This is a genomic window from Leclercia sp. GLN_9 (genome assembly GCF_043105735.1).
Taxonomy (GTDB): Bacteria; Pseudomonadota; Gammaproteobacteria; order Enterobacterales; family Enterobacteriaceae; genus Enterobacter; species Enterobacter adecarboxylatus.
Window position 1 is genome coordinate 67,736 of the sequence record NZ_JBICLV010000026.1, and the last position, 23,090, is coordinate 90,825.

A 23,090-nucleotide genomic window follows, 5' to 3' on the forward strand; every position below is an offset into this window, starting at 1 on the left:
TTTCGCGCTTTTTGTATCTTTTTACTATGTCATGAACGGCGTAAATTTGCCCCATCGCATTTCATATGCCGCACATCAAGAGGAAAGACAATGAGCACTCGCGTTAACCACCATAAAGCCACACCTGCCCTCGCTAAAGCTCTGTCCGACCTGAGCATGGCGGTGGGCCAGACCTCCATCGACCCGGCGCTCAAGCACCTGATCGACATCCGTGTCTCCCAGCTCAACGGCTGCACCTTCTGTCTGGATATGCATTCGAAAGAGGCCAAAATTGCCGGGGAACGCGAGCTGCGCCTGTACCATCTGGCCGCATGGCGTGAGTCACCGATGTTCAGCGCCCGTGAAAAAGCGGCGCTGGCCTTCACCGAAGCGCTGACCCAGATCGGGCCGCACGGCGTCAGCGACGTGCTCTACCGCAGCGTGGCGGAACACTATTCGGACATTGAGATCTCCGAGCTGAACTTTGCGATCGTGGCGATCAACGCCTGGAACCGTCTGGGGATCACCTCCCGCATGGCACCCGGCTCGCTGGATAGCGCCTACGGCCTGAACAAAGCTAATCTCGAGTAAGACCGCGCTCGCGGATCATCGCCACCAGCGCCCGTAACCCCGGCGGGACGTGGCGATGCCCGGGATAGTAGAGGCGCAGCCCGGCAAAGGGCTGCGACCACTCCTCCAGTACGCTCACCAGCTCCCCGCTTTGCAGCTCCTGCTGAATATAGAGTTCCGGTAAAAATCCTACCCCCAGACCCGCTTTCACCGCCCGGATCGAGGCGAACAGATCCGAGGTGGCAAAGCGCGGCGGCACCGCCAGGGCTACCTGCTCCCCACGTCGTGCCAGCTCCCAGCGATAGATCCCGCCGTGGGCCATCCGCATGCCGATCCCCTGGTGATGCAGCAGATCGTCCGGGGTTTGCGGTATGCCGTAACGGGCAAAATAGTCCGGCGTGGCGGTGACGACCTGACGAATATCGGGGGTCAGCGGCACGGCGATCATGTCCTGCGGGACGGATTCCGCCAGGCGAACGCCCGCGTCGTAACCCTCTGCCACGATATCGATCATCCGCGCTTCGCTTACCGCTTCGACGCGCATTTTCGGGTAGCGGATCATGTAGTCGATCAACAGCGCATCCAGGAACAGGGTGCCGACATTGTTGGGAACGTTCAGGCGCAGGGTGCCAGCAGGCTCATCGGTATCGCTGTGGATCTCTTCATCGGCCTGACGAATTTCCTGCAACGCCGGGCCGATCCGCGCCACATAGCGTTGCCCGGCGTCGGTAAGCCCCACGCTGCGGGTGGTGCGGTTAAACAGGCGGGTTTGCAGACGGCTTTCCAGTCCGGCAACGGCGTTGCTCACGGCGGTGGCCGACATCCCCAGCTCCTGGGCGGCGGCGCGAAAGCTGCCGCGACGTACCACGGCCATCACCACTTCCAGCTCGATCAGTCCTGAACGGTGCATAGATTATCCTGAAAATCGAAACAACCTTTGCAGCATAGCGTGGATTATCGCAACGCAGAAGGTATGCCAGACTGGGTTCATGCAGCCTGAGGAGGTTTTTATGCACTATATCGAACAGATCTCTATCAACGGTGAATTTGTCACCCCACACGGCACCGAGCGTTTTGATCTCTATAACCCGGCGACGGCCCGGGTGACAGGACAGGTGCGTCTTGCTGATGAAGTCGATGCAGAGCGCGCCATTGCTGCCGCCAAAGCGGCGTTTCCGGCGTGGGCCAGAACCACGAAGCAGGAGCGTATAGCTGCCCTGCGACGGATGCAGGCTGCGGTGGCGGCCCGTCATGACGATCTGCTGGAGGCGGTAATTGAAGAGTACGGCGCGCCCGCGTCGCGCTCGGCGTGGATGGCAAGCTATCCGACAGAGGTGATTGCCCAGGCCATCACGGCGCTGGAGACCTTTGAATTTACCACCGTCGCCGGTGCGGCCAGGGTCGAGATGACCCCGCTGGGTGTCGCCGGACTTATTACCCCATGGAACAGCGACGCGGGTTTTATCTGCGGCAAACTGGCGGCAGCGCTGGCGGCAGGCTGCACGGCGGTGATCAAGCCCAGCGAGATGAGCGCTTTGCAGACGCAGATTGTGACCGAGGCTTTGCATGCCGCAGACCTGCCGCCGGGGGTGTTTAATATCGTCACCGGGCGCGGCGACAGGATAGGCGAGACCATCAGCCGTCACCCTGACGTGGCCAAAATATCCTTTACCGGTTCCACGCAGACCGGCAAAGCGATCCTGCGCAACGCCGCGGAGAACTTTACCCGCGTCACCCTGGAGCTGGGCGGTAAATCCCCAACCCTCATTCTTGACGATGCCGATCTCGACCAGGCCGTTTCGCTGGCGGTGCAGGCCGGGTTGATGAACAGCGGGCAGGCGTGCGTGGCCGGTACGCGCATCCTGGTGCCGCTGTCGCGTCAGGCTGAAATGGAACAGGCGCTGGCCCGGGCCATCGCGGCGGTGAAATCCGGCGATCCGCGTGACCGCACCACCGAGGTTGGCCCGATGGTAAGCGAAAAACAGTGGCAGCGGGTGCAGGGCTATATCCGCAAAGGGCAGGAGGAGGGGGCTCGTCTGCTGGCGGGGGGCGAAGGCCGGCCAGAGGGAACCCGGGACGGCTGGTTTGTCCGTCCGACGCTGTTTACCAATGTGCATAACCAGATGGCGATCGCCCGGGACGAGATTTTTGGTCCAGTACTGTGCGTGATCCCCTACCGCGACGAGGCAGAGGCCATTGCCATTGCCAACGACACCGATTACGGCCTGAGTGCGCTGGTGCTGGGCGGTGACGCGGAACGCGCCCGGCGGGTGGCGCAGCAGATCCAGTCTGGCCGCGTGCTGGTCAACACCCTCGCCCATGAGCCGCAAGCCCCTTTTGGCGGGTTCAAACACTCCGGCGTAGGGCGCGAGATGGGCGCGTGGGGGATAAGGGCGTTTATGGAGCCGAAGTCGCTCCTTGGCTAAAACCGCCCGGCGTACTGCCGGGCACGTCGTTCAAACGTCACCCCATATTTCGCTCCTCACCGAAGCATCACGTTTTTGTTTCCTTCATGCTCTCCGTAACCTCACAACGGAGAGATCCTCATGATTGCAGTCCTGTTTGAAGCCAAAGCGCAGCCTGCGCATCAGGCGCGTTATCTGCAACTGGCCGCTGAGCTAAAACCGCTGCTGGCGGACATCGACGGCTTTATCGATATCGAACGTTTTCAGAGCCTGACCACCGAGGGCAAAATCCTCTCCCTCTCGTGGTGGCGGGATGAGGAGGCAGTTCAGCGCTGGAAGCAAAACGTGTTTCACCAGGCCGCGCAGGCCGAAGGGCGGGCGTCGATATTTGCCTGCTACCGTATTCGGGTCGCGCAGGTGGTGCGGGAATACGCTTCAGAAACCGGAGGAGAGGCCCATGTATGACGTTCATGTGATGTTCAACCCTACGCCCGGCGAGCTGGCGCGCTTTGGTCAGCTGCTGGGGCAGCATGGCGTGGGGCTGGAGGGCGGCGGCGTCTTTGGCGTGGAGGCGCATTTTCTGGTGGAGGAGGGCGATAAAGCCCGGACCGTGTTGCTGGATGGCGGGTTTAACGTGCTGGCGGTGCGTAAACCGCTTATCCGTAAGTTGAAACAGGAACGTCCCGGCGAGCTGGGGGAGATTGCCGCCGCGCTGGCCGCGCAGGGGGTGTCCATCCTGACCCAATACAGCGATCATGCGAACCACCTTATTCTGCTGACGGATAATGATAAGCTGGCGGCAGAGATCACTGAGCCGTGGGCAGCCTATGCTAAAGACCCGTTTACCTCCTGATAACACCACCGCGCTGGAGCTGGCCGTGGCGGCAGTCGCCGCAACGATGGCCGATCCTTCCCGGGTGAAAATGCTCTGCGCCATGATGGACGGCCGGGCGTGGACCGCCACAGAACTCAGCGCCGTGGCGGATGTGGCGCCCTCTACCGCCAGCGGGCATCTTACCCGGCTGATGGAGGGGCGGCTGATCACCTGCCTGTCTCAGGGCAGGCATCGCTACTATCGGCTGGCAGGGCATGAAGTTGCGGAGCTGGTGGAGCAGATGATGGGGATGTCCTGGGGGCGCATCACCCCGCCGGAGACGACGGCACCGGAATCGATGCGCCACGCCCGCACCTGCTATGACCATCTGGCGGGCACGGTCGCGGTACAGATATATGACTTTATGCAGGCGGAGGGCTGGCTGGTGGCAGATGGCTCGGCCCTCACCCTGAGCGGGCGCGAGGCGTTTCTGTCTCTGGGGATCGTGTTGAATGCCAGGACCCGACGAAAAGCCTGCTGCGCCTGTCTGGACTGGAGCGAGCGGCGGTTTCATCTGGGCGGTGAGGCAGGTGCGGCGCTGCTGGTGCATATGGATACCAAAGGCTGGATCCAGCGGGTGGCGGGATTCCGCGACGTGGTGGTGACTGCGTCAGGCAGACGTGCCATTTGCCAGCACTTTAGCCGCTGAGGGAACGTCCGTTTATTATTTTATGAAGGGAAAAACGGAACCGGGAGTCATTCGCAGGGCATGATAAATTAATTACCGTCCTGCCAGAAAGAAAGCCGCATACAGCGTATGCGGCTTATTTGTTCTAGAAGTTAAGCGACCAGGTGGCGCTCATTGTCTGATCGGTGTCGCCGGTGACAATATTAAGCCGCTGCCAAAAAGTAAGCTCATACTGGCAGCCAGGCGCGTCAATCGAAAAGAATTGTTCATATAAAAATCCTTCTATAGTGCGTAATGATTTTATTTCGCAGTGACGAATATAAAAACGCATACACCGTTTAATCCTTGGTTACATTTCGCAGCATATCAAAAGAAAATAAACGCGAAGGTCAGATTAATCTTCCTTCGATTGGATAAATCTTATCGGGTGGGATATCTCACTGTAATAACGGGCGAATAATGCCTTCAAATATGCGTTTTTGCGAGCAACCGCACAAAGTGTCCCTCATGGCCTGAGAATATTCCTACAATCCCCCGGAAAACTGTTAATTGAAAATTTATACATTCTCGATGATTATGAATGAATCCACAGTGATGATAAGGATATAGGCATGATTATAGTATTAACATCCTGTAGATATTTTCAGCAGGGCTTTGCCGTGCTGGTTGAACAGTTAATGACGGAGGCGCCATCCTTTCAGCGGGTGCTATATCTTGATGACATTAAAAAAGCGACAAAAGAGGATCTTGTCCGTACAAAAGCCATTGTTGTCGATTATGGTGAGTCTGATATCAAGGTATTAAATACGTTGCTGGATATTAAAAATCGCTATGAACAACGTTATTTTATTTTTATTACCCGGGATGTGTGCTACGAAAGCACGATTGAAAATATTTTGATTAATACCATCGCCGATTACACCATTGATTGTAAAAGCGCCGTAACCAAATTACGCGCCTGTCTTGTCCATCTGGCACAGGAAGATCAGCCGGTCACGATTTTTAAAAACGCGCGCTGGCATCATCTTGAAAAAGAACAGCGGCTCACCCGCATGGAGACCATGCTGCTGCCGTATATTGTTTCGGGGAAAAAGAATAAAGAGATCACCCGCTACCTGGATGTGACCGGAAAAACCGTCAGCCATCATCGGCGTAATATTTACCGCAAGTTCGCCGTGACCAATCTGACCGGGTTGTATAAAAAATTTGATCAACGCGTTTGATGCTGTCAGAGAACTGTATGGAAAAAATGATCGCTGCACAAAAGAGCCTGGAAAAAGCGCTCTTAATCCTGATCGAGAATGACGATAACGAAGAGAAGCAGCGCCGGATCTACCAGGAATGTCTGTGCACCATCACCCAGGAGAGTTTTCCTAAGCTTTTGCGCATGGATTACTTCGATCTGTTACGGCTGGCCAATGTGCCGTTCACTAACCCCGGCACGTCGCTAGTGGAACTCAATGCCCATCAGGAGCTCCACAGCCTGCTCCCGATGGCGATGCTGCTTCTCTATAAACGCCTGACGGAATGGATCGCCATTGAAAATTATCTCCGCAGCCAGCAGCACATTTACAGTTAGGTAAGACAGGCGAGGCCTCGCTGGCCCGCTTTCGCAATTCCTGCTCTTAACCTCCTCGTTTCTTGATACTTACCCTGATAACTATTATCTTCGCAGCGTGTGAAGCGAGGATCCCCCATGCGTGAAGAAGATCTGTTCTGCCGTCGGCCCATGGGCATGCGAATGGCAATGATTGTGCGCCAGTGGCGCGCGGTGATTGACGACGCCATCCTTGAGACCGGGTTAACCCAGTCAAGCTGGACGGTGATGATGCAGCTGAAACAGTTGGGGGATAACGTCTCGGTAAGCGAACTGGCGGAGGTGCAGGGTATTGAACTGCCGCCGCTAATGCGCACCCTTTCACAGCTGGAAAAGCAGGGCTATCTGCTGCGCACTACTTCGCCTTACGACAAGCGCATCCGGCTGCTGAGGCTCACACCCGAGGGGAACGCGGTGCTGAAAACGCTGACCCAGGTTATCGAAACGTTCCAGGAACGGGTATCGCAGAATATCGCCCCGGACCATCTCGAGATTTTCAGCGCCACACTTAATCAAATCGCCTGCAATTTGCGGACAATCCGCGAAGAAGATAACAAGATCAAATAATCATGACCCCTGAACAAAAGTTTGCCCGCTGGGTAAGGGTGAGTATTGCCTCTTTCCTGCTAATGTTTGTCTATTTTATTGTCGCGGATATCTGGATCCCGCTGACGCCGGATGCCACGGTGATGCGCGTGGTGACGCCCGTTTCGGCGCGCGTCTCCGGCTATGTGGCGGCGGTGCATGTGCACAACAACAGTCAGGTGAAGAAGGGCGATCTGCTGTTTGAACTCGACCCTACGCCGTTTCGCAATAAAGTAGAAGCCGCAGAGATTGCCCTGCAACAGGCGCGGCTCGCTAATGAGCAGCTGGATGCGCAGATCGTGGCGGCCCAGGCCAGCCTGAAAACCGCCGAACTCACCGCCCGCAACGACAAAGTGACTTTCGATCGCTATCAGAAACTCAGCACCCTGCAAAACGTCTCGCGGGCGGATCTGGATAAAGTTCGCACCACCTGGCAGAGCAGCGAGCAGAACGTCGCCAATCTGACTGCCAGCATCCACCAGCTGCGCATTGAGCGCGGCGAGCGGGATGAAAAGCGTAACGTGACCCTGCAAAAATACCGCAACGCGCTGGATGAGGCTGAACTCAATCTCGGCTGGACGAAGATCTACGCCGAAGCCGACGGCACGGTCAGCAACGTCCAGCTTAGCCCCGGTTTTTATGCCGCCTCCGGCTCGGCGGCGCTGGCGCTGGTGAACAATCAGAGCGATATCGTCGCCGATTTCCGCGAAAAGAGCCTGCGCCATACCCACCAGAACACCGATGCCGCGGTCGTGTTTGACGCCTTCCCGGGCCGCGTGTTCCGCGCCCATGTCACCAGCAGCGATGCCGGTATTTTAGCGGGACAGGAGGCGGTCAACGGCCAACTCTCGGAGCCGGAAACCTCCAACCGCTGGGTGCGTGACGCGCAACGTATGCGCATTCATGTGGCGCTGGATGAACCCCTGCCGAAGCACCTCCCGACGGGCGCGCGCGCTACCGTACAGCTCTATAACAGCGAAGGTCCGTTTGCCCGCTTCTTCTCCGGGATGCAGATCCACCTCGTCAGCCTGCTGCACTATGTCTATTGATCATCATGTCTATTAATACCCTGGCGCGGGTCTTTACCCCGCACGGCAACATCGTCTACACCGCCAACGACTTTCGCCAGACGTTGCGCATCGTGTTTGCCGGGATGATTGCCCTGAGCGTGTCGAGTTTTTACAGCACCAGTTACGGCGTCTTCTTCGTGATCTACCCGATCATGCTGCTGTCGCTGGTGCCGGTATTTAACCGTCATGTCGCAAAACAGTTTGTATTCAGTTCTGCCCTGAACTGCATCGAAATGGTGTTTATTATCGGCTATCTGGCGCAGTGGCCGGTGATCATGACGCTGGTGGTGTTTGGCCTGTATGTGATGCGTTTTCGCTTTATGAGTCAGGGGCCGCTGTTTCTGTTTGGCTCAATGGGGGTCGTGTGTCAAAGCACCATGCTCAACTTTATGAGCTATCCCACCACCAACTGGCATACGCTGTTGTTCTCGAACCTTGAAGCCAGCGTGATGGCGGTGTGCCTGAGCGCGCTGATGCACTATCTGCTGCCAGACGTCGAGCCGCGCACGCCGCCGCCGCGTCTGGAGAAAGATGCCGCCCGTGTGCGCCATGAGTCGCTGCTCTCCGGGACGGTGGCGACGCTGATTTTTGTCGTGTTCCAGATAAGCGATCTCAGCGATTCGCTGTCGGCGCTAATGGCGGGGATCCTGATCCTCTTCCCGATGCATTATCGCGGGGCAGTGATGAGCTCCCTGTGGCGCGTGGTCGGGGTGGTGATCGGCTGCCTGTACATCCTGCTGGTGCAGCTGGTGCTGTACGATCACAGCAGCCACATGCTGTTGATGATGCCGCTGATTGGCCTTGGGCTGGCGTTTGGCGCGCGTCTGCACGTGATGGAGAAGGTGGGTGCCGGCGTCGGGTTTGCCAGCATCACCACCATCGGGATCATGTTCGGCCAGAATATGCACCCCGACGGCGACCTGGTGTTCAGCGATCTCTACCGCATCGTTTCGGTGACGGTGGCGCTGGTGGCGACCCTGACGGTGGTGTTCCTGATGCACATGTTCCTCAACTGCTTTGCGCCGACTCGCTACGTGATCCGCAATACCTGATTCTATTAACGGGTAAGCAGTGGCAGCACATCGGGCAATTGTGAGAGCAGGAACAGAATCAGCCCGATGGTGCCGCCCACCAGGGTGCCGTTAACGCGGATAAACTGCAGATCCTTGCCGATGTTCAGCTCAATCTGCCGGGACATATCTTTGGCATCCCAGCCTTTAACCGTGTCGCTAATGTGACGGGTGAGGAACCGGGCAAAATCCGGTGCCACCCGATGGGCGGCCTGCTCCAGGTGTTCATTCAGCGAGGCACGCAGGTTGGTATCCGCCACCAGGGTCTCACCAAACCACAGCCCGGCGTTGGCGAGGCGCTGTTTGACGCGGGAGTCGTCGCTCTGCATGTCCGCTTTCAGCCACTGACGCAGGTCGCCCCACATTTCGCCCAGATAGCGGTTAAAGGCCTCGTCGTTCTTCAGATATTCTTTAATGTTCTCGGCTTTGGCCGCGGTTTCCGGATCGTTTTTCAGATTATCCACCAGCTTCAGCACCGCGCGATCGAAGGCCTGACGGATCTGGTGGGTGCGGTCGTGGCTGACGTCATCCAGAATGGCATTCACCGCATTCGAGACCAGCTCGGCGCTCTGATCCCCCAGCCACTCGGTGGGCAAAATCATCGCCTTGCGCGGGTGTTCGGTCTTCAACCATTGAACGATTTGCGCGGCGATAAAGTCGCGGGTGCTGTCGCGCTGCAGGAGCGTGATCAGGCGATTAATCACCGCGTCCAGCAGCACCTGGTGACGGTCGTTTTTGGTCATGCTCTCCAGCATGGCAGCGCTGGTTTCACTGAAATCGACCTTATCCAGCGCCTTATGCACCGCCCGTTTAAGCATGCGTTGAATGCGCCCGTCATCGGTCAGCTCGAGGAAACCGCTCATCACCTGCATGATGTGCTGCCCGACGCGCTGGGCGTTATCCGGCTTGCTGAACCAGTTGCCGATGAGCAATGCCGGTTCGTGCTGGCGGATGAGCGCCACCAGCGACTGGGTATCAAGGAATTTTTCCTGCACGAACTGGCCGAGATTGTCGCCAATCCGGTCTTTATTGCGCGGGATAATCGCCGTATGCCGTGAAATGAACGGGATCGGCACCCGGCGGAACAGGGCCACCACGGCAAACCAGTCTGCCAGTGCACCGACCATGGCCGCTTCGGCAATGGCCTTTACCCCCCGCACCCAGAAGGTCTGCGGCAGGAAGAGAGTGGCGATAAAGGTCGCGGCGGCAATCAGCAGCAGCGACAGCGCCAGAAGCTTGGCGCGTTTGAGTTCAGCGAGTTTTTCCATAGGGTTAAGAATAGAGGGAGAAAAGGCGAAGGGGCAAGGGGACGGGCATTTTGCCCCGGTGGCGCTGTGCTTACCGGGGCTACGATGTATGTTTCCCAGATCAGGCGAAGCCGCCACCCGGCGTTGTCCCCGCATCAGACTGAGGTGAAAAATCGCCACAGGATCCCTGCACCAAACACCATCAGCACGACGCCCGCCAGGCGCTCGATTTTCCAGATGTTGTTGCTCAACCGCCGTTGTACGCTGGGCAGGGCGATAAACATTACCACCGCCAGATCCCACACCAGCACCACCGTGACCATCCAGATCCCGCTGACCGATTGCTGAAGCAGCGTCACGTCCGGCCCGAGCAGCGCGGTCATCAGCGCCAGATAAAACAGTGCGTTTTTCGGGTTTAACGCCGCGGAACCCAGCCCGAGGAGAAACTGTCTGCGCCAGCCAGGAGAGGCAGATTCGGTGTGGTTGAGAGCAAGCGTTCCAGGCTGGCTGCGCACCAGATGCCAGCCAATCCACAGCAGATATAGTGCGCCCAGGAGTTCAATGACGCTAAAAAGCGGCGTGAACTGGCGCAGCGCACTTGAGCCAACGATGACCAGCAGGATGTACAGCCCGTTGCCTGCGGCGATCCCCACGCATAACCCGGCACTGCCGCGCAGGCGATGGCGGGCGGCGAACCCCATCAGCAGAAAGAAATCCGGGCCGGGGCTGAGCAGGGCGACAAAATGCGCCAGCGCGAGAGCCAAAAATGCGGGCGGGAAGAGAGTGGTAAGCAGTTCCATAGTGACCTCATCAGCAAAACTGAGGTCAGGCTACGCTGACGCGAGCGCTAATTATTGTCGGATATTGATCGCCCGGTGGCGTACTGGCGCGGTGTAGCGGCCGTATAGCTGACAAAGGTTTTATGGAAGTGGCTCTGATCGGCAAAGCCGCTCTGATAGCTGACATCAGCAATATCATCCCCGGCGCGCAGACGTGCTTTAGCGAACTCTATCCGGGTAACGTTCAGGAAAGTGCCGGGCGTCAGGCCTGTATCCTGCTTAAAGGTTCTGATAAGCGTCTCTTTGCGCAGCGAAAAGCGCTGGGCAAAGACGTCCAACGACGGCGGGGTTTGCAGGCTGTGACGTAACGTCTGCTGAAGCGCAAGGCTGGTGGGCCGCAACGGAACGGGCGGCATTGGCCGGGTGGTCAGCAGGGCGAGAAACCTGTCGATGTCCGTCGCCGAGAGTGTCTCCACGACCGTCAGATACTGGCGAAACAGCGCCTCGCTGCGGATCACCTGTAGGGCGGGCTGATGGTCGGTCTCCAGATACAGCATATGGTAGCTGCGCGGCTGTCCTGCTACCGGGTTACAGCTGTGCGGCATATGCGCGGGTATGACGATCAGATCGCCCGGATAAAGGGTGAACGGTTCGCCGTTGCAGGTGCAGCAGGTCTGCCCCTCCAGAATAGCGCCAATGGAGAGCTGCGCATGGCTATGACGCTTGTAGGCCTGCGTGCTTTGCCAGGTGCTACGCAGTTCAACGCCGGGCTGGCGAAGAAAGGTCTGATTAACGTGGCGTGTGTAGGTCATGGCGAATACCGAACGGAGGGGTAACAGAGTTATAGCACGATGGCAGCGACGATTCCCCTCTTCGTTACCCGGCTTGGGCGTGTATTGATGGCGATGCTATGGGGTGGCTCGAACATGTGAGGGAAGGATATTAAGCGCGTCTGAATGCTAATTTGCGTGAAGCCATGCGGCATAAACTTAGCAAAAAATAATCGGTACCATTCTCCAGGTGGCGCACTCTATATACCTAACTTTACCTGCGAACCCAGCCATTTTGACTACCCTTAATACCCAACGCGGTAAAAAAGGAGGCAACAATGGCCTATCAGACAATGAATCCTGCCAACAACAAACTCATCAAAGAATACTCTTCTCATACCGATGCTGATGTCGAGGCGGCGCTGAGCACCGCCGATGCGCTCTACCACTCCGACTGGTCGAAGGGCAGCATCGACAAACGCCTGGCGGTGCTGCACAAGCTGGCAGATCTGATTGATTCCCGTACCGAAGAGCTGGCTAAAATCGCCAGCGTGGAGATGGGTAAACTGATTGCCCAGAGCCGCGGCGAGGTTAAACTCTGCGCGCAGATCGCTCGCTACTATGCGGATAACGCCAAACAATTTCTCGCCCCGGTGAAATACCCATCTGAGATGGGCGAAGCCTGGGTAGAGCATCACCCCATCGGCGTGGTGATGGCCGTGGAACCGTGGAACTTCCCTTATTACCAGCTGATGCGCGTGCTGGCCCCGAACCTGGCGGCAGGTAACCCTGTGCTCGCCAAACATGCCAGCATCGTTCCACACTGTGCGGAGACCTTCGCCCATCTGGTGCGTGAAGCCGGTGCGCCGGACGGGGCATGGACCAACCTGTTTATCTCTTCCGATCAGGTGGCGAACATCATTGCCGACGATCGCGTGCAGGGTGCAGCCCTGACCGGGTCGGAGAAGGCGGGTAGCATCGTGGCTGCGCAGGCAGCGAAGCACATCAAAAAATCGACCCTCGAACTGGGCGGCAACGACGTGTTCGTGGTGCTGGACGATGCGGATCTGGAGAAAGCGGTGAAGATCGGCGTCAACGCGCGCCTGGCCAATGCCGGACAGGTCTGTACAGCCGCCAAGCGCTTTATCGTGCATGAGAAGGTGGCGGAGCAGTTCCTGACGAAATACACCGAGGCATTCCGCGCGATTACCATCGGCGATCCGCTTGATGAGAACACCCGCCTGGGGCCGCTGTCCTCGAAAGAGGCGCTTGAGACCCTGACGAAACAGGTGGATGAAGCAGTGAAAAATGGCGCGACGCTGCATTACGGCGGCAAGCCGGTGCAGCGCGAGGGCAGCTTCTTTGAGCCGACCATTCTGACTAACATTACCCGCGATAACCCGGCCTATTTTGAAGAGTTCTTTGGGCCGGTGGCGCAGGTCTACGTGGTCAAAAACGATGACGAGGCGGTGAAACTCGCCAACGACTCCCACTATGGTCTGGGCGGCGCGGTGTTCAGTAAAGATATCGATCGCGCCAAAAAAATGGCCTCGAGAATCGAGACCGGGATGGTGTGGATCAACTGGCTTACCGATACCGCACCAGAGCTGCCGTTTGGCGGCGTGAAGCGCTCCGGCTACGGGCGTGAGCTGTCGGATCTGGGGATTAAAGAGTTTGTGAACCAGAAGCTGGTGGTGATCCGCCGCTAGGTATTCTCCCTTCCCCTCACCCTCTCCCCACAGGGGAGAGGGAACACGCCTGCCGCCCTTTATAAGTGATTCGCATAAATGTGATATGGCGTAATAATTGTGTCGTAAATTAGCTAGCCACCTCACAGTTCGCAGACAAACCATCCCGCCATTCTGGCTAACCATTGGCCTGTTGCTAGTATGAATTCGCTAATCATACACCTGCAAGAGGATACAATGATAAACAGAAACCGTATGATCGTGAACTGTATTGTGGCTTCCCTGGCCTGTTCATGGACTCTGACAACGCAGGCGGAAAGCGCCTCAACCGCAGTAAAAATCGTACGTGATGAGTACGGTATGCCCCATATTTACGCCGATGATACCTACCGTCTTTTTTATGGCTACGGCTATGTCGTGGCGCAGGATCGTCTGTTCCAGATGGAGATGGCACGGCGCAGCACCCAGGGACAAGTCGCAGAAGTCCTCGGCAAGACCTTTGTTAAATTCGACAAGGATATCCGTCAGAACTACTGGCCTGATTCAATCCGCCAGCAAATCGCCGCGCTCAGCGCAGAGGACAAAGCCATTCTGCAGGGCTATGCCGACGGGATGAACGCCTGGATCGATCGGGTAAACCGCGACCCTGACAAACTGCTGCCAAAGCAGTTCACGACCTTTGGCTTCACGCCGAAACACTGGGAAGCCTTTGATGTGGCGATGGTCTTCGTTGGCACCATGGCGAACCGTTTTTCAGATGCCACCAGCGAAATCGATAACCTTGCCCTGCTGACTGCGCTAAAAGATAAATACGGTGAGAAAGGGATGGCGGTCTTTAACCAGCTGAAATGGCTGGTGAATCCGGCGGCGCCCACCACCATCGCCCCGCAGGAGAGCCAGTATCCGGTTAAGTTCGATCTCAACACCACGCAAACCGCCGCCCTGTTGCCGCGTTACGATATGTCACCGCCGATGCTGGATCGACCGGCCAAAGGTGATGACGGCGGCCTGCTCGCGCTGACGTCGGCGCAAAATCGCGAGACCATCATGGCGCAGTTTGCTCACGGCGGTGCCAATGGCCTGGCAGGGTATCCCACCACCAGCAATATGTGGGTGCTGGGTAAGGGCAAAACCCAGGATGCGAAAGCGATCATGGTCAACGGTCCGCAGTTCGGCTGGTATGCCCCGGCCTACACCTACGGCATTGGGCTGCACGGCGCGGGTTATGATGTTACCGGCAATACACCGTTCGCGTATCCGGGGCTGGTATTCGGCCACAATGGCACGATTTCCTGGGGTTCAACGGCCGGTTTCGGCGATGATGTCGACATTTTTGCAGAACAGCTCTCTGCCGATAAACCGGGGTATTACCTGCATAACGGCGAGTGGGTCAGCATGCTCAGCCGGGAGGAAACCATTGCCGTCAAAGACGGGCAGCCGGAGACGTTTACCGTCTATCGCACCGTGCATGGCAACGTGATCAAAACCGACACCGCCACCCAGACGGCCTATGCCAAAGCCCGCGCCTGGGATGGCAAAGAGGTGGCATCCCTGCTGGCCTGGACCCACCAGATGAAGGCCAAAAACTGGCAGGAGTGGACCCGGCAGGCGGCGAAGCAGGCGCTGACCATCAACTGGTACTACGCCGATATCGACGGCAACATCGGGTATGTGCATGGCGGGGCTTACCCGCAGCGCCAGCCGGGACACGATCCGCGTCTGCCGGTGCCGGGAACCGGGAAGTGGGACTGGCAGGGGCTGCTGCCGTTTGATCTCAATCCTAAGGTCTATAACCCGAAATCGGGCTATATCGCCAACTGGAACAACTCGCCCCAGCAGGGGTATCCGGCGTCAGATCTGTTTGCCTTTTTATGGGGCGGAGCGGATCGCGTCACCGAGATCGCCCGGCTTATCGATAAACAACCGACCTTTACCTACGAGCAGGCCTGGGATCTGATCCGGCAGACCAGCCGTCAGGATCTCACCCGTCGGCTGTTCTTGCCCGCCCTGCAAAACGCCACTGCGCAACTCTCTGCCAGCGATCCGCGCCAGCAGCTGCTGAAATCGCTTAGCGACTGGGATGGCGTGAATCATCTCAACAATGATGGCAAAACCCTGCAACAGTCGGGTTCGGCGATTTTAAACGTCTGGCTGACCAGCATGCTGAAAAAGACCGTGGCAGCGGCCGTGCCGCAGCCGTTCGATAAATGGTATAGCGCCAGCGGCTACGAAACCACGCAGGACGGGCCGACCGGGTCACTGAATATCAGCGTGGGGGCGAAACTGCTGTATGAGGCGTTGCAGGGTGATAAATCCCCAATCCCGCAGGCGGTGGATATGTTTGGCGGCAGGCCGCAACAGGAGGTGATCCTTGATGCCCTGCAGCAGACCTGGCAGACGCTGTCGCAGCAGTACGGCACTGATATCGCGCAGTGGAAAACCCCGGCGATGGCGTTGACCTTCCGCGCCAATAACTTCTTTGGTGTTCCCCAGGCGGCACCGGAAGAGGCCGTACATCAGGCGGAGTACCAGAATCGCGGTACAGAAAACGACATGATTGTTTTCTCGCCGACATCGCAGGAAGCGCCGGTGCTGGCGTGGGATGTGATGGCACCGGGTCAGAGTGGTTTTATCGCCCCGGACGGCACGCCGGATAAACATTATCGCGATCAGCAGAAACTGTATGAAACCTTTGGGCGTAAACCCTTGTGGTTAACTCCGCAGGAGGTGGCAGCGCATCAGGAGTCGCAGGAGATTTTACAGGTGCAGCGGTAAGCGTGGAGGTGGTTTGCCCTGACTAAGCGCGACCGGGCAATGTTGCCCGGCGGCGCTGCGCCTGCACGGGCCTGGGTTTTGTCGGCCGGGTAGCGTAGCGCCACCCGGCAACAAAGGCTGTACGGAACCTTAGAAGGTCACACCGCCGCCAACATAGGCACCGTCAATCAGCGTGTGGTTTGGACGACCGTCTTTGCCGTCAACGCTCACGTGGCGGTAACCCACTTTCAGCGTTACAGGTTTAACAGGCGTCCAGCTTACGCCGCCGTTTGCTTCAACGTAGTTTTTAACGCTGTTGTTCAGGCCGTCTGGTGCAACATACCCTTCACCGTATACGTGGATGCTGTCGGTCAGCGCAACGTTCACGCCACCGCCGATTGGGAAGGCCACGCCGTTATCGCCTTTTTTCGGGCCGATGTAGATCGCTTTTGCGCCTGCGTTCAGCATCACCGGGCCAACTTCCAGGTTGTAACCTGCGCCAACGCCGCCGGTCTGGGTACCGTCATCGGTGTTCTTCAGCCAGTTGCTCTCTGCATACAGGCCAGATGAGGATTTCCCCATTTCCAGATTCAGGTTGGTAAAGTTTTTACCCTGCTCAATGCTACCGCCCATTGCCAGTGCGGAACCCGATACAGCGGTCAGAGCAGAAAGAAGAAGAATATTCAGTTTTTTCATGTTTTATGCCTCGTCATCAAATTAATCTGAGGGCACCTTAACAAGCGATGTTTATGACTGCAAATGTGACGGGGGCCGCGGTTTTATGCTGATTGTGTAAATTTGTTTCGGGGATATTGTTGCGCAATGGTGAATTTGCGGCGGGGTCAATCATTGATTTTGCCGTGTTTAAGATCGATTTAGTTTATTGCCTAAACAGACACTGAATAGCGCGTTAATAACAGCCAGAAACGAATTAATAATCACTACTATCATTACGCCATCTATTTTTAGTTTTACAGTTTATAACCTTTATTTACATTGACTCATGGTTATTTGGTTATAAAACAGGCACTCCCTTTGGTTATTAAAGGGAGTGCAGCATTTATTTTTTCAAGCCCGCAAAGGCCGCCCGAATTTCATCTTCCGGCAGTTCCAGGCCAATAAACACCATCACGCTGTGCGGCGGCTCGTCGCCCCACGGGCGATCCCAGTCGGCGCTGTAGAGGCGCTGCACGCCCTGGAACAGCAGGCGGTTGGGTTCGCCGTCGATCCACAGCATCCCTTTGTAGCGCAGCAGCTTGTCGGCAAACGACAGCAGCAGGTTCTCCATCACGCGGGAGACTTCGCTGATATCCACCGGGTAATCCAGTTCAACCACAATCGACGAGACGTCATTTTGCTTATCGGCCATGAAGTGGAAGCGCGGCTTCGCGGTGACATTCTCTTCCAGCATAAAGCCGTTGGTGTTAAACAGTTGGGCGAGATCGATATCGCCATGCGTCACGGTGTAAATCGGGGCGCGTGAGTTGATGCGCGTCAGCCGCTCGCGCAGCTTCTCGCTCTCACCCGCCACGTCGGTTTTGGTCAGCAGGATGCGGTCGGCGTAGCCTACCTGCGACTGGGCGATGGTGAACTGGTTCATCTGGTCGTCGGCGTGTACTGCGTCAACCAGGGCAATCACGCCGTCCAGCAGGTAGCGCTGGCAGAGGATCTCGTGGGAGAAGAAGGTCTGAATAATCGGGCCGGGATCGGCCATGCCAGTGCACTCAATCACCAGACGGTCGAAGTCGATCTCACCGCGGTCGCGGCTGTCGAGCAGGTCGAGCAGGGCGTCTTCGAGTTCATTCGAGCGGGTGCAGCAGATGCAACCGTTGGTCAGGGTTTTGATCTGGGTAGCGCGATCGCCAATCAGCTGGTCATCAACGGAGACTTCCCCGAACTCATTTTCGATAACCGCGATTTTAAAGCCGTGTTGTTCGTTGAGGATGTGGCGCAGCAGGGTGGTTTTGCCCGCGCCAAGAAAGCCGGTGAGCAGGGTAACGGCAATCGGTGTCATGGTCTCTCCTTTAGCAGCAGCGTACGCCGCCTTCTCCTCCTCCGCCGTAGCGCGCTTCCTGACGCTCGCGGAAGAATTCGTTGTAGGTCATGTACGGCTTATCCGGGTGGTTGGTCTTCATATGTTCAACGTAGTTGTCATAGTCCGGGATGCCAATCAGCATTTTCGCCGCCTGACCGAGGTATTTTTTTGCTTCGCCTAAGTTACCAAACATTGCGGGTTCCAGACAGGAAAAGCCCCTCACCCTGATCCTCTCCCCAAGGGGAGAGGGAATATTGACACCCTCTCCCTTTTGGGAAGAGGGCTGGGGTGAGGGGTTGTTTGTGGATTAGTGGTGTGAAGAGGTCTTCACGCCGCCTTCCGGTACGGGCACATACGGGGTCTCTTTATCCGTACGACCGTCGGCGTTACGCACTTTCATCCAGGTTTTAATGCCGTAGAAGATGATGCTGTAGACCACTACCAGGAACAGAATGCTCAGACCCGCGTTGGTGTAGTTGTTCACCACGATATGGTTCATGTTGGCAATCTGCTGCGCGGTCAGGTCACCGCCGCCTGCGGCAATCTTCTCTTTATACTGGTTAGCCATAAAGAAGAAGCCTTCCAGCTGCGGGTTGGTGCTGAACAGTTTCAGGCCCAGCGCCCAGGTGGTGCAGAGCAGCAGCCACAGGGCAGGCACCACGGTCACCCAGATGTATTTGGTACGCTTCATCTTCACCAGCACCACGGTGCCGAGCACCAGGGCAACGGCCGCCAGCATCTGGTTAGAGATACCGAACAGCGGCCACAGGCTCTTCACGCCGCCCAGCGGATCGACCACGCCCTGATACAGCAGGTAGCCCCACAGACCGACGCAGCCCGCCGTACCCAGAATACCGGCCACCAGCGAGTCGGTTTTCTTCAGGAACGGCACGAAGTTACCCAGCAAGTCCTGGAGCATAAAGCGGCCTGCACGCGTACCGGCGTCCAGCGCGGTGAGGATGAACAGCGCTTCGAACAGAATACCGAAGTGGTACCAGAAGCCCATGTCTGCCCACGGCAGCACTTTGTGGAACACGTGGGCGATACCTACCGCCAGGGTTGGTGCGCCACCGGCACGGTTCAGAACCGACGGTTCGCCGATGTCTTTCGCGGTCTGCATGATCTGCTCAGGGGAGATCACAAAGCCCCAGGAGCTGACGGTTGCTGCCGCGTGGGCGCTTGCATCTTTCAACTGCGCCATGATCAGCGCCGCGTTGTCACCGCCCATCTCATGCAGGTTTGGCATGGTAATGCCCAGGCCTGCCGGTGGGGTGTTCATCGCGAAATAGAGACCTGGCTCGATGATGGATGCCGCTACCAGCGCCATGATCGCCACGAAGGACTCCATCAGCATTGCGCCATAACCGATCAGACGGGCGTCGTTTTCGTTCGCCAGCAGCTTCGGTGTGGTACCGGACGCAATCAGGGCATGGAAGCCAGAGACCGCGCCACAGGCGATAGTAATAAACAGGAACGGGAACAGGGCGCCTTTCCACAGCGGACCGGTACCGTCAACGTACTGGGTCACCGCAGGCATTTTCAGCTCTGGGTTGATGATCACAATGCCGATCGCCAGTCCGACGATCACGCCGATTTTCAGGAAGGTAGCCAGGTAGTCACGTGGCGCCAGAATCAGCCATACCGGCAGCAGGGCAGAGACAAAGGCATAGCCAACCAGCACGAAGGTGATGGTGGTGTCTTTGAAGGTCAGCGCCGGGCCCCAGTACGGGTCGTGAGCAATCACGCCGCCGAAGTAAATGGAGGCCACCAGCAGCACAATACCGATTACAGAGACTTCACCCACGCGGCCCGGACGCAGGAATCGCATGTAGATCCCCATGAACAGCGCAATCGGCACGGTGGAGCAGACGGTGAACACGCCCCATGGGCTTTCCGCCAGCGCTTTCACCACGATCAGGGCCAGCACCGCCAGGATGATGATCATAATCAGGAAGCAGCCGAACAGGGCGATGGTGCCTGGCACGCGGCCCATCTCTTCTTTGATCATCTCACCCAGAGACGCGCCGTTACGGCGGGAAGAGATAAACAGCACCATAAAGTCCTGCACCGCACCCGCCAGTACCACGCCCGCCAGCAGCCACAGCGTACCCGGCAGGTAGCCCATCTGCGCAGCCAGCACCGGGCCGACCAGCGGGCCAGCGCCTGCGATGGCGGCAAAGTGGTGACCAAACAGCACGTAGCGGTTGGTTGGCACGTAGTTCAGGCCGTCATTGTTAATGACCGCCGGGGTGGCACGCGTCGGGTCGAGCTTCATAACCTTCTGCGCGATATAGAGACTGTAGTAGCGGTACGCCACCAGATAGACCGACACCGAGGCCACGACGATCCACAGGGCACTGATGTGCTCGCCGCGGCGCAGGGCGACCACGGCAAGACAACAGGCACCGAGGATCCCGAGCAGCAGCCAGGGAACGTGCTTAAGTAGTTTTTTAATGTCCATAATAAAACCTGGTTTTTTAGATGAAAAAGGATCAGGGTTCGCTGTGAGAGAAAGTGAGTAATGCTGAGGCGATCTTGCCAGAGCCTTACGCGCGTAAAGGACAGTAAATTGGTGAGTGGTTATATGGCGGGATGAGCGGTCAAAGAAGCGGGCGAGTGGTTGAGGCTCGCCAGCAGGGGGTAAAATTGTGTGAAGGGGATCACGCTGTCAGGTGCGAGTCACTCCGCGCTCGCCAGATAGTTTTCTAACGTGCCGACAAATCTCTGCTTAATCCAGTCCGGTTCCAGCACCTGAATGTTGGGCAGCCAGTAGAAGAGCAGCGGCAGGATTTGGTTCTCATGGGCGGCATGGCAGCGCAGGGTGATGCCCTGCTTATCTTCCGCCAGAATTTCCTGGCCGGGCAGCAGATCGCGGCGTTTGAAATAGTGCGCAATGTGGGTGGGAATAAATACCTCGACTTCGAACGTCTCTTCGCTAACCCAGGGATCGCGATTTTTTTCCAGCAGTTCGAGGATGTCATTATCCGGCGTGAAGGTTTCGCTGCGAATATCCAGCCACTGCACCAGGCTTAAAGAAAACGATTTCAAACGCTCTTCTTCGGTGGCTTGTAAATACCATATGTTCTTTTTGTTAATTACTTTATAGGGGTTAATCTGTCGCGATTTTCCTTTATACAGGATATGGCAAACCTGCTGGCCCTTAATCGCCTTTTCAAAGCCTGCTAACAGGCTGTGAATATCTTTTGGCCCTGTACGCTCGGCATCGTTGCCGAAGATCATGATATGGTTATCTTCGACCCGTGACTCCAGCTTGTCCCAGAAGTCGCGGCCTGTTGCCGGGAAAAAGTCATCCACATTCAGAAAGTTAGCAATGACATGATGTAACCCCGGTTCTGCATGGCCCGGGCGGGCATGAATAAGCCGGTACTGCCCGTCTCCGCAGCGCTCCACAATGGGCGAAAGTGCATTAAGATCGCGATAAACCGTGCGCTCAGTAATATTAAATTTATGCATCAATGCCTGGCGGCTCACCACGCCGTGTAAATGAAGCTCCAGCAGAATATCTACCAACCTTTCAGCCGAGCGACTCCTGGTCGGAATTGTCATATTAGCTTTCCTGTTATTTTAGCCAGTGCTGTGAATTATGCCGGTGCGACTGACAAAATATGTCAGTGCAAAATTCGGCATCAAAATTTGTCTTAGGTTATAACGGCCAGGAAGGGGATAAACATTAGTGATTTTTACAACGGAGGGATAAAAGCGCGGTGTGGATCGGATCCGCCGGGGTAATTTCCCCGGCGTGGGGATGAATTAACGTTCGAGTTCGGAATCGGCAAGCGGTGCCGGCAGAGGGACTTCGGTCGGGATGTTGAGCCAGTCAGACTTGCCGTAAAAGACGGCGTTGATCTGCGTTTGATAGAGCAGGTGGGTACGAAAACGCTGGAACAGCTTTTTATCGGGCGCGAAGTCCGCCTGCCAGAACTGGTTCAGCGGCCCCTGCCAGGTTAATCCTTCGATGTCGTACAGCGCTTTGCCCATCACCTTGAGCGGCTTGTTATGGATCAGCGCCGACAGCCCTGCGGTGCTGTTAACGGTGATCACCCCGCGGGTGTGGGTCAGCAGGGCGGGCAGGGAGAGATCGTGGATATAGATCACCCGGCCAGGAATGCCGTACTTTTCAATCAGCGTGTTAATCAGGGTGCCGTAATAGCGGTGACCACGATCCATCGGGTGATGCTTGAACACCAGATGGTGCTCTTTTGACGCATGGCGGGCAAAGGAGCGGATCACGGTTTCGATATAGTCACGCACGTCTTTATACGGACTGTGGTGGATAATCTGGCTGTCGTTATAGACCTGCAAAATCGCCAGGTAGTATTCGTTATCCAGCGTGCCGGTGATATGGCTCAGCATGTGGCGCTGCTTCCAGCGATACCACAGCTTGCGGCGTCCGGCGCGGAACCAGCAGCGCATCTCGTACCACGGCGAGAACGACTTGTGGTGGCGATAGCCCCGGTAGCGATGGCGACCAAACCAGCCTGCCGCGTAGTAGAGCATGGCATGGGAGGCGCGGTTAAAGGCGCTGGGTTTCCACGGCGTCGGGGTTTTCACCTCCGGCAGCGGTTGCTCGCGATAATACTTCGCATCGATGGGCATCGAAGAGAAGGCGTTCACCCCCCCTTTTTCCAGGGTGATATAGTACGGGCGGAAATAGCCCTCTTCAAACGCGAGGAAATCGATGGATTTGCTGCGCGCCCACTTCTTCGCTTCGATGTGCATCGGGCGGCAATCGCCAAAACAGACGATGGTGTCGAAGGCGTAGGTTTTATGCAGTTCGCGCAGCCAGAAGGCAAAATTCTTCACGGAGCCGGTGTAGTGCAGCGCGGTCTCTTTCGCGGCATACCAGGCGTCTCCGGCATTAAAGCAGACCTGCTTCACTTCGCGGTGGCTGCTCTGCAACCAGCTCGCCAGACGTGAAAAGCAGGGACCCATCGGTCCTTGCAGTAAAAGATACCGACGGCCATTCAGCAGGTGGCGGATAGCTTGCTCTTCCATTGTTTTTCCCAGATCGGTTCCGT

The 23,090-nt window shown here is 57.0% G+C and carries 22 protein-coding genes; 12 read left to right on the forward strand and 10 right to left on the reverse strand.

The window, feature by feature from the left end; all coding sequences use genetic code 11:
* The first annotated feature begins 90 nt into the window (after positions 1–90).
* A complete protein-coding gene (locus ACF8PE_RS17125) occupies positions 91–570 on the forward strand; it encodes a carboxymuconolactone decarboxylase family protein (RefSeq protein ID WP_059308827.1) in 480 nt (159 codons plus the stop codon).
* Here ACF8PE_RS17125 and ACF8PE_RS17130 read toward each other — a convergent pair.
* Complete coding sequence (locus ACF8PE_RS17130; protein WP_059308826.1) at positions 557–1,459, reverse strand: LysR family transcriptional regulator; 903 nt, start codon at positions 1,457–1,459, stop codon at positions 557–559. The two genes, ACF8PE_RS17125 and ACF8PE_RS17130, sit on opposite strands and share 14 nt — an antisense overlap.
* A gap of 100 nt (positions 1,460–1,559) precedes the next feature.
* On the opposite strand from ACF8PE_RS17130, the gene ACF8PE_RS17135 reads away from it, so the two are divergent.
* The 9 genes from ACF8PE_RS17135 (at position 1,560) to ACF8PE_RS17175 (ending at position 8,760) form a co-directional block, all read left to right on the forward strand.
* Positions 1,560–2,975, forward strand: coding sequence for an aldehyde dehydrogenase family protein (locus tag ACF8PE_RS17135; protein ID WP_392495106.1), 1,416 nt, complete (start codon positions 1,560–1,562; stop codon positions 2,973–2,975).
* Between the two features lie 120 nt (positions 2,976–3,095).
* Positions 3,096–3,419 (forward strand): antibiotic biosynthesis monooxygenase, encoded by a 324-nt coding sequence (locus ACF8PE_RS17140; protein ID WP_032616338.1) that lies wholly within the window; start codon positions 3,096–3,098, stop codon positions 3,417–3,419.
* Complete coding sequence (locus ACF8PE_RS17145; protein ID WP_117386283.1) at positions 3,412–3,807, forward strand: amino acid-binding protein; 396 nt, start codon at positions 3,412–3,414, stop codon at positions 3,805–3,807. The genes ACF8PE_RS17140 and ACF8PE_RS17145 overlap by 8 nt, the downstream gene beginning before the upstream one ends.
* On the forward strand, positions 3,782–4,477 hold the full coding sequence (locus tag ACF8PE_RS17150) for a helix-turn-helix transcriptional regulator (protein WP_117386282.1): 696 nt from the start codon (positions 3,782–3,784) through the stop codon (positions 4,475–4,477). Before ACF8PE_RS17145 ends, ACF8PE_RS17150 begins: the two co-directional genes overlap by 26 nt.
* A 590-nt stretch (positions 4,478–5,067) precedes the next feature.
* Positions 5,068–5,679, forward strand: coding sequence for a LuxR C-terminal-related transcriptional regulator (locus ACF8PE_RS17155; RefSeq protein ID WP_130587894.1), 612 nt, complete (start codon positions 5,068–5,070; stop codon positions 5,677–5,679).
* A 17-nt stretch (positions 5,680–5,696) separates the two neighbouring features.
* The gene (locus ACF8PE_RS17160; protein ID WP_151583544.1) at positions 5,697–6,035 is read left to right on the forward strand and encodes a hypothetical protein; all 339 of its coding nucleotides are present in this window, start codon (positions 5,697–5,699) and stop codon (positions 6,033–6,035) included.
* A gap of 117 nt (positions 6,036–6,152) precedes the next feature.
* A complete protein-coding gene (locus ACF8PE_RS17165) occupies positions 6,153–6,620 on the forward strand; it encodes a MarR family winged helix-turn-helix transcriptional regulator (RefSeq protein ID WP_077226537.1) in 468 nt (155 codons plus the stop codon).
* Entirely contained in the window at positions 6,620–7,687 is a 1,068-nt protein-coding gene (locus ACF8PE_RS17170; RefSeq protein ID WP_117386279.1) for an HlyD family secretion protein, read from the forward strand. Before ACF8PE_RS17165 ends, ACF8PE_RS17170 begins: the two co-directional genes overlap by 1 nt.
* A gap of 5 nt (positions 7,688–7,692) precedes the next feature.
* Entirely contained in the window at positions 7,693–8,760 is a 1,068-nt protein-coding gene (locus ACF8PE_RS17175; RefSeq protein WP_059308817.1) for a DUF2955 domain-containing protein, read from the forward strand.
* A gap of 5 nt (positions 8,761–8,765) precedes the next feature.
* Here ACF8PE_RS17175 and ACF8PE_RS17180 read toward each other — a convergent pair whose 3' ends face one another.
* From ACF8PE_RS17180 to ACF8PE_RS17190, 3 genes are all read right to left on the reverse strand, one after another.
* Positions 8,766–10,046 (reverse strand): DUF445 domain-containing protein, encoded by a 1,281-nt coding sequence (locus tag ACF8PE_RS17180; RefSeq protein WP_059308816.1) that lies wholly within the window; start codon positions 10,044–10,046, stop codon positions 8,766–8,768.
* A 134-nt stretch (positions 10,047–10,180) separates the two neighbouring features.
* A complete protein-coding gene (locus ACF8PE_RS17185; protein ID WP_392495107.1) occupies positions 10,181–10,825 on the reverse strand; it encodes a LysE family translocator in 645 nt (214 codons plus the stop codon).
* Between the two features lie 47 nt (positions 10,826–10,872).
* Entirely contained in the window at positions 10,873–11,616 is a 744-nt protein-coding gene (locus tag ACF8PE_RS17190; RefSeq protein WP_392495108.1) for an AraC family transcriptional regulator, read from the reverse strand.
* 296 nt (positions 11,617–11,912) lie between these two features.
* Here ACF8PE_RS17190 and ACF8PE_RS17195 point away from each other — a divergent pair, with 296 nt between their 5' ends.
* Entirely contained in the window at positions 11,913–13,283 is a 1,371-nt protein-coding gene (locus ACF8PE_RS17195) for an NAD-dependent succinate-semialdehyde dehydrogenase (RefSeq protein ID WP_103792667.1), read from the forward strand.
* A gap of 216 nt (positions 13,284–13,499) precedes the next feature.
* Entirely contained in the window at positions 13,500–16,037 is a 2,538-nt protein-coding gene (locus ACF8PE_RS17200; RefSeq protein WP_392495109.1) for a penicillin G acylase, read from the forward strand.
* A gap of 129 nt (positions 16,038–16,166) precedes the next feature.
* On the opposite strand, the gene ACF8PE_RS17205 is transcribed toward ACF8PE_RS17200, so the two are convergent.
* The 6 genes from ACF8PE_RS17205 to ACF8PE_RS17230 all read right to left on the reverse strand — a co-directional run bounded on the left by ACF8PE_RS17205 (position 16,167) and on the right by ACF8PE_RS17230 (position 23,067).
* Complete coding sequence (locus tag ACF8PE_RS17205; protein ID WP_059308809.1) at positions 16,167–16,712, reverse strand: YfaZ family outer membrane protein; 546 nt, start codon at positions 16,710–16,712, stop codon at positions 16,167–16,169.
* A gap of 364 nt (positions 16,713–17,076) precedes the next feature.
* A complete protein-coding gene (gene yjiA, locus ACF8PE_RS17210) occupies positions 17,077–18,030 on the reverse strand; it encodes a GTPase (protein WP_117386272.1) in 954 nt (317 codons plus the stop codon).
* A gap of 10 nt (positions 18,031–18,040) precedes the next feature.
* Positions 18,041–18,244: a YbdD/YjiX family protein gene (locus ACF8PE_RS17215; RefSeq protein ID WP_032616354.1), complete on the reverse strand. Its 204-nt coding sequence runs from the start codon at positions 18,242–18,244 to the stop codon at positions 18,041–18,043.
* A 114-nt stretch (positions 18,245–18,358) separates the two neighbouring features.
* Entirely contained in the window at positions 18,359–20,512 is a 2,154-nt protein-coding gene (locus ACF8PE_RS17220) for a carbon starvation CstA family protein (protein WP_032616355.1), read from the reverse strand.
* Between the two features lie 218 nt (positions 20,513–20,730).
* Positions 20,731–21,618: a YafY family protein gene (locus tag ACF8PE_RS17225; RefSeq protein ID WP_151583552.1), complete on the reverse strand. Its 888-nt coding sequence runs from the start codon at positions 21,616–21,618 to the stop codon at positions 20,731–20,733.
* A 204-nt stretch (positions 21,619–21,822) separates the two neighbouring features.
* Entirely contained in the window at positions 21,823–23,067 is a 1,245-nt protein-coding gene (locus tag ACF8PE_RS17230) for a capsule biosynthesis protein (protein ID WP_163603634.1), read from the reverse strand.
* Positions 23,068–23,090 lie beyond the last annotated feature (23 nt).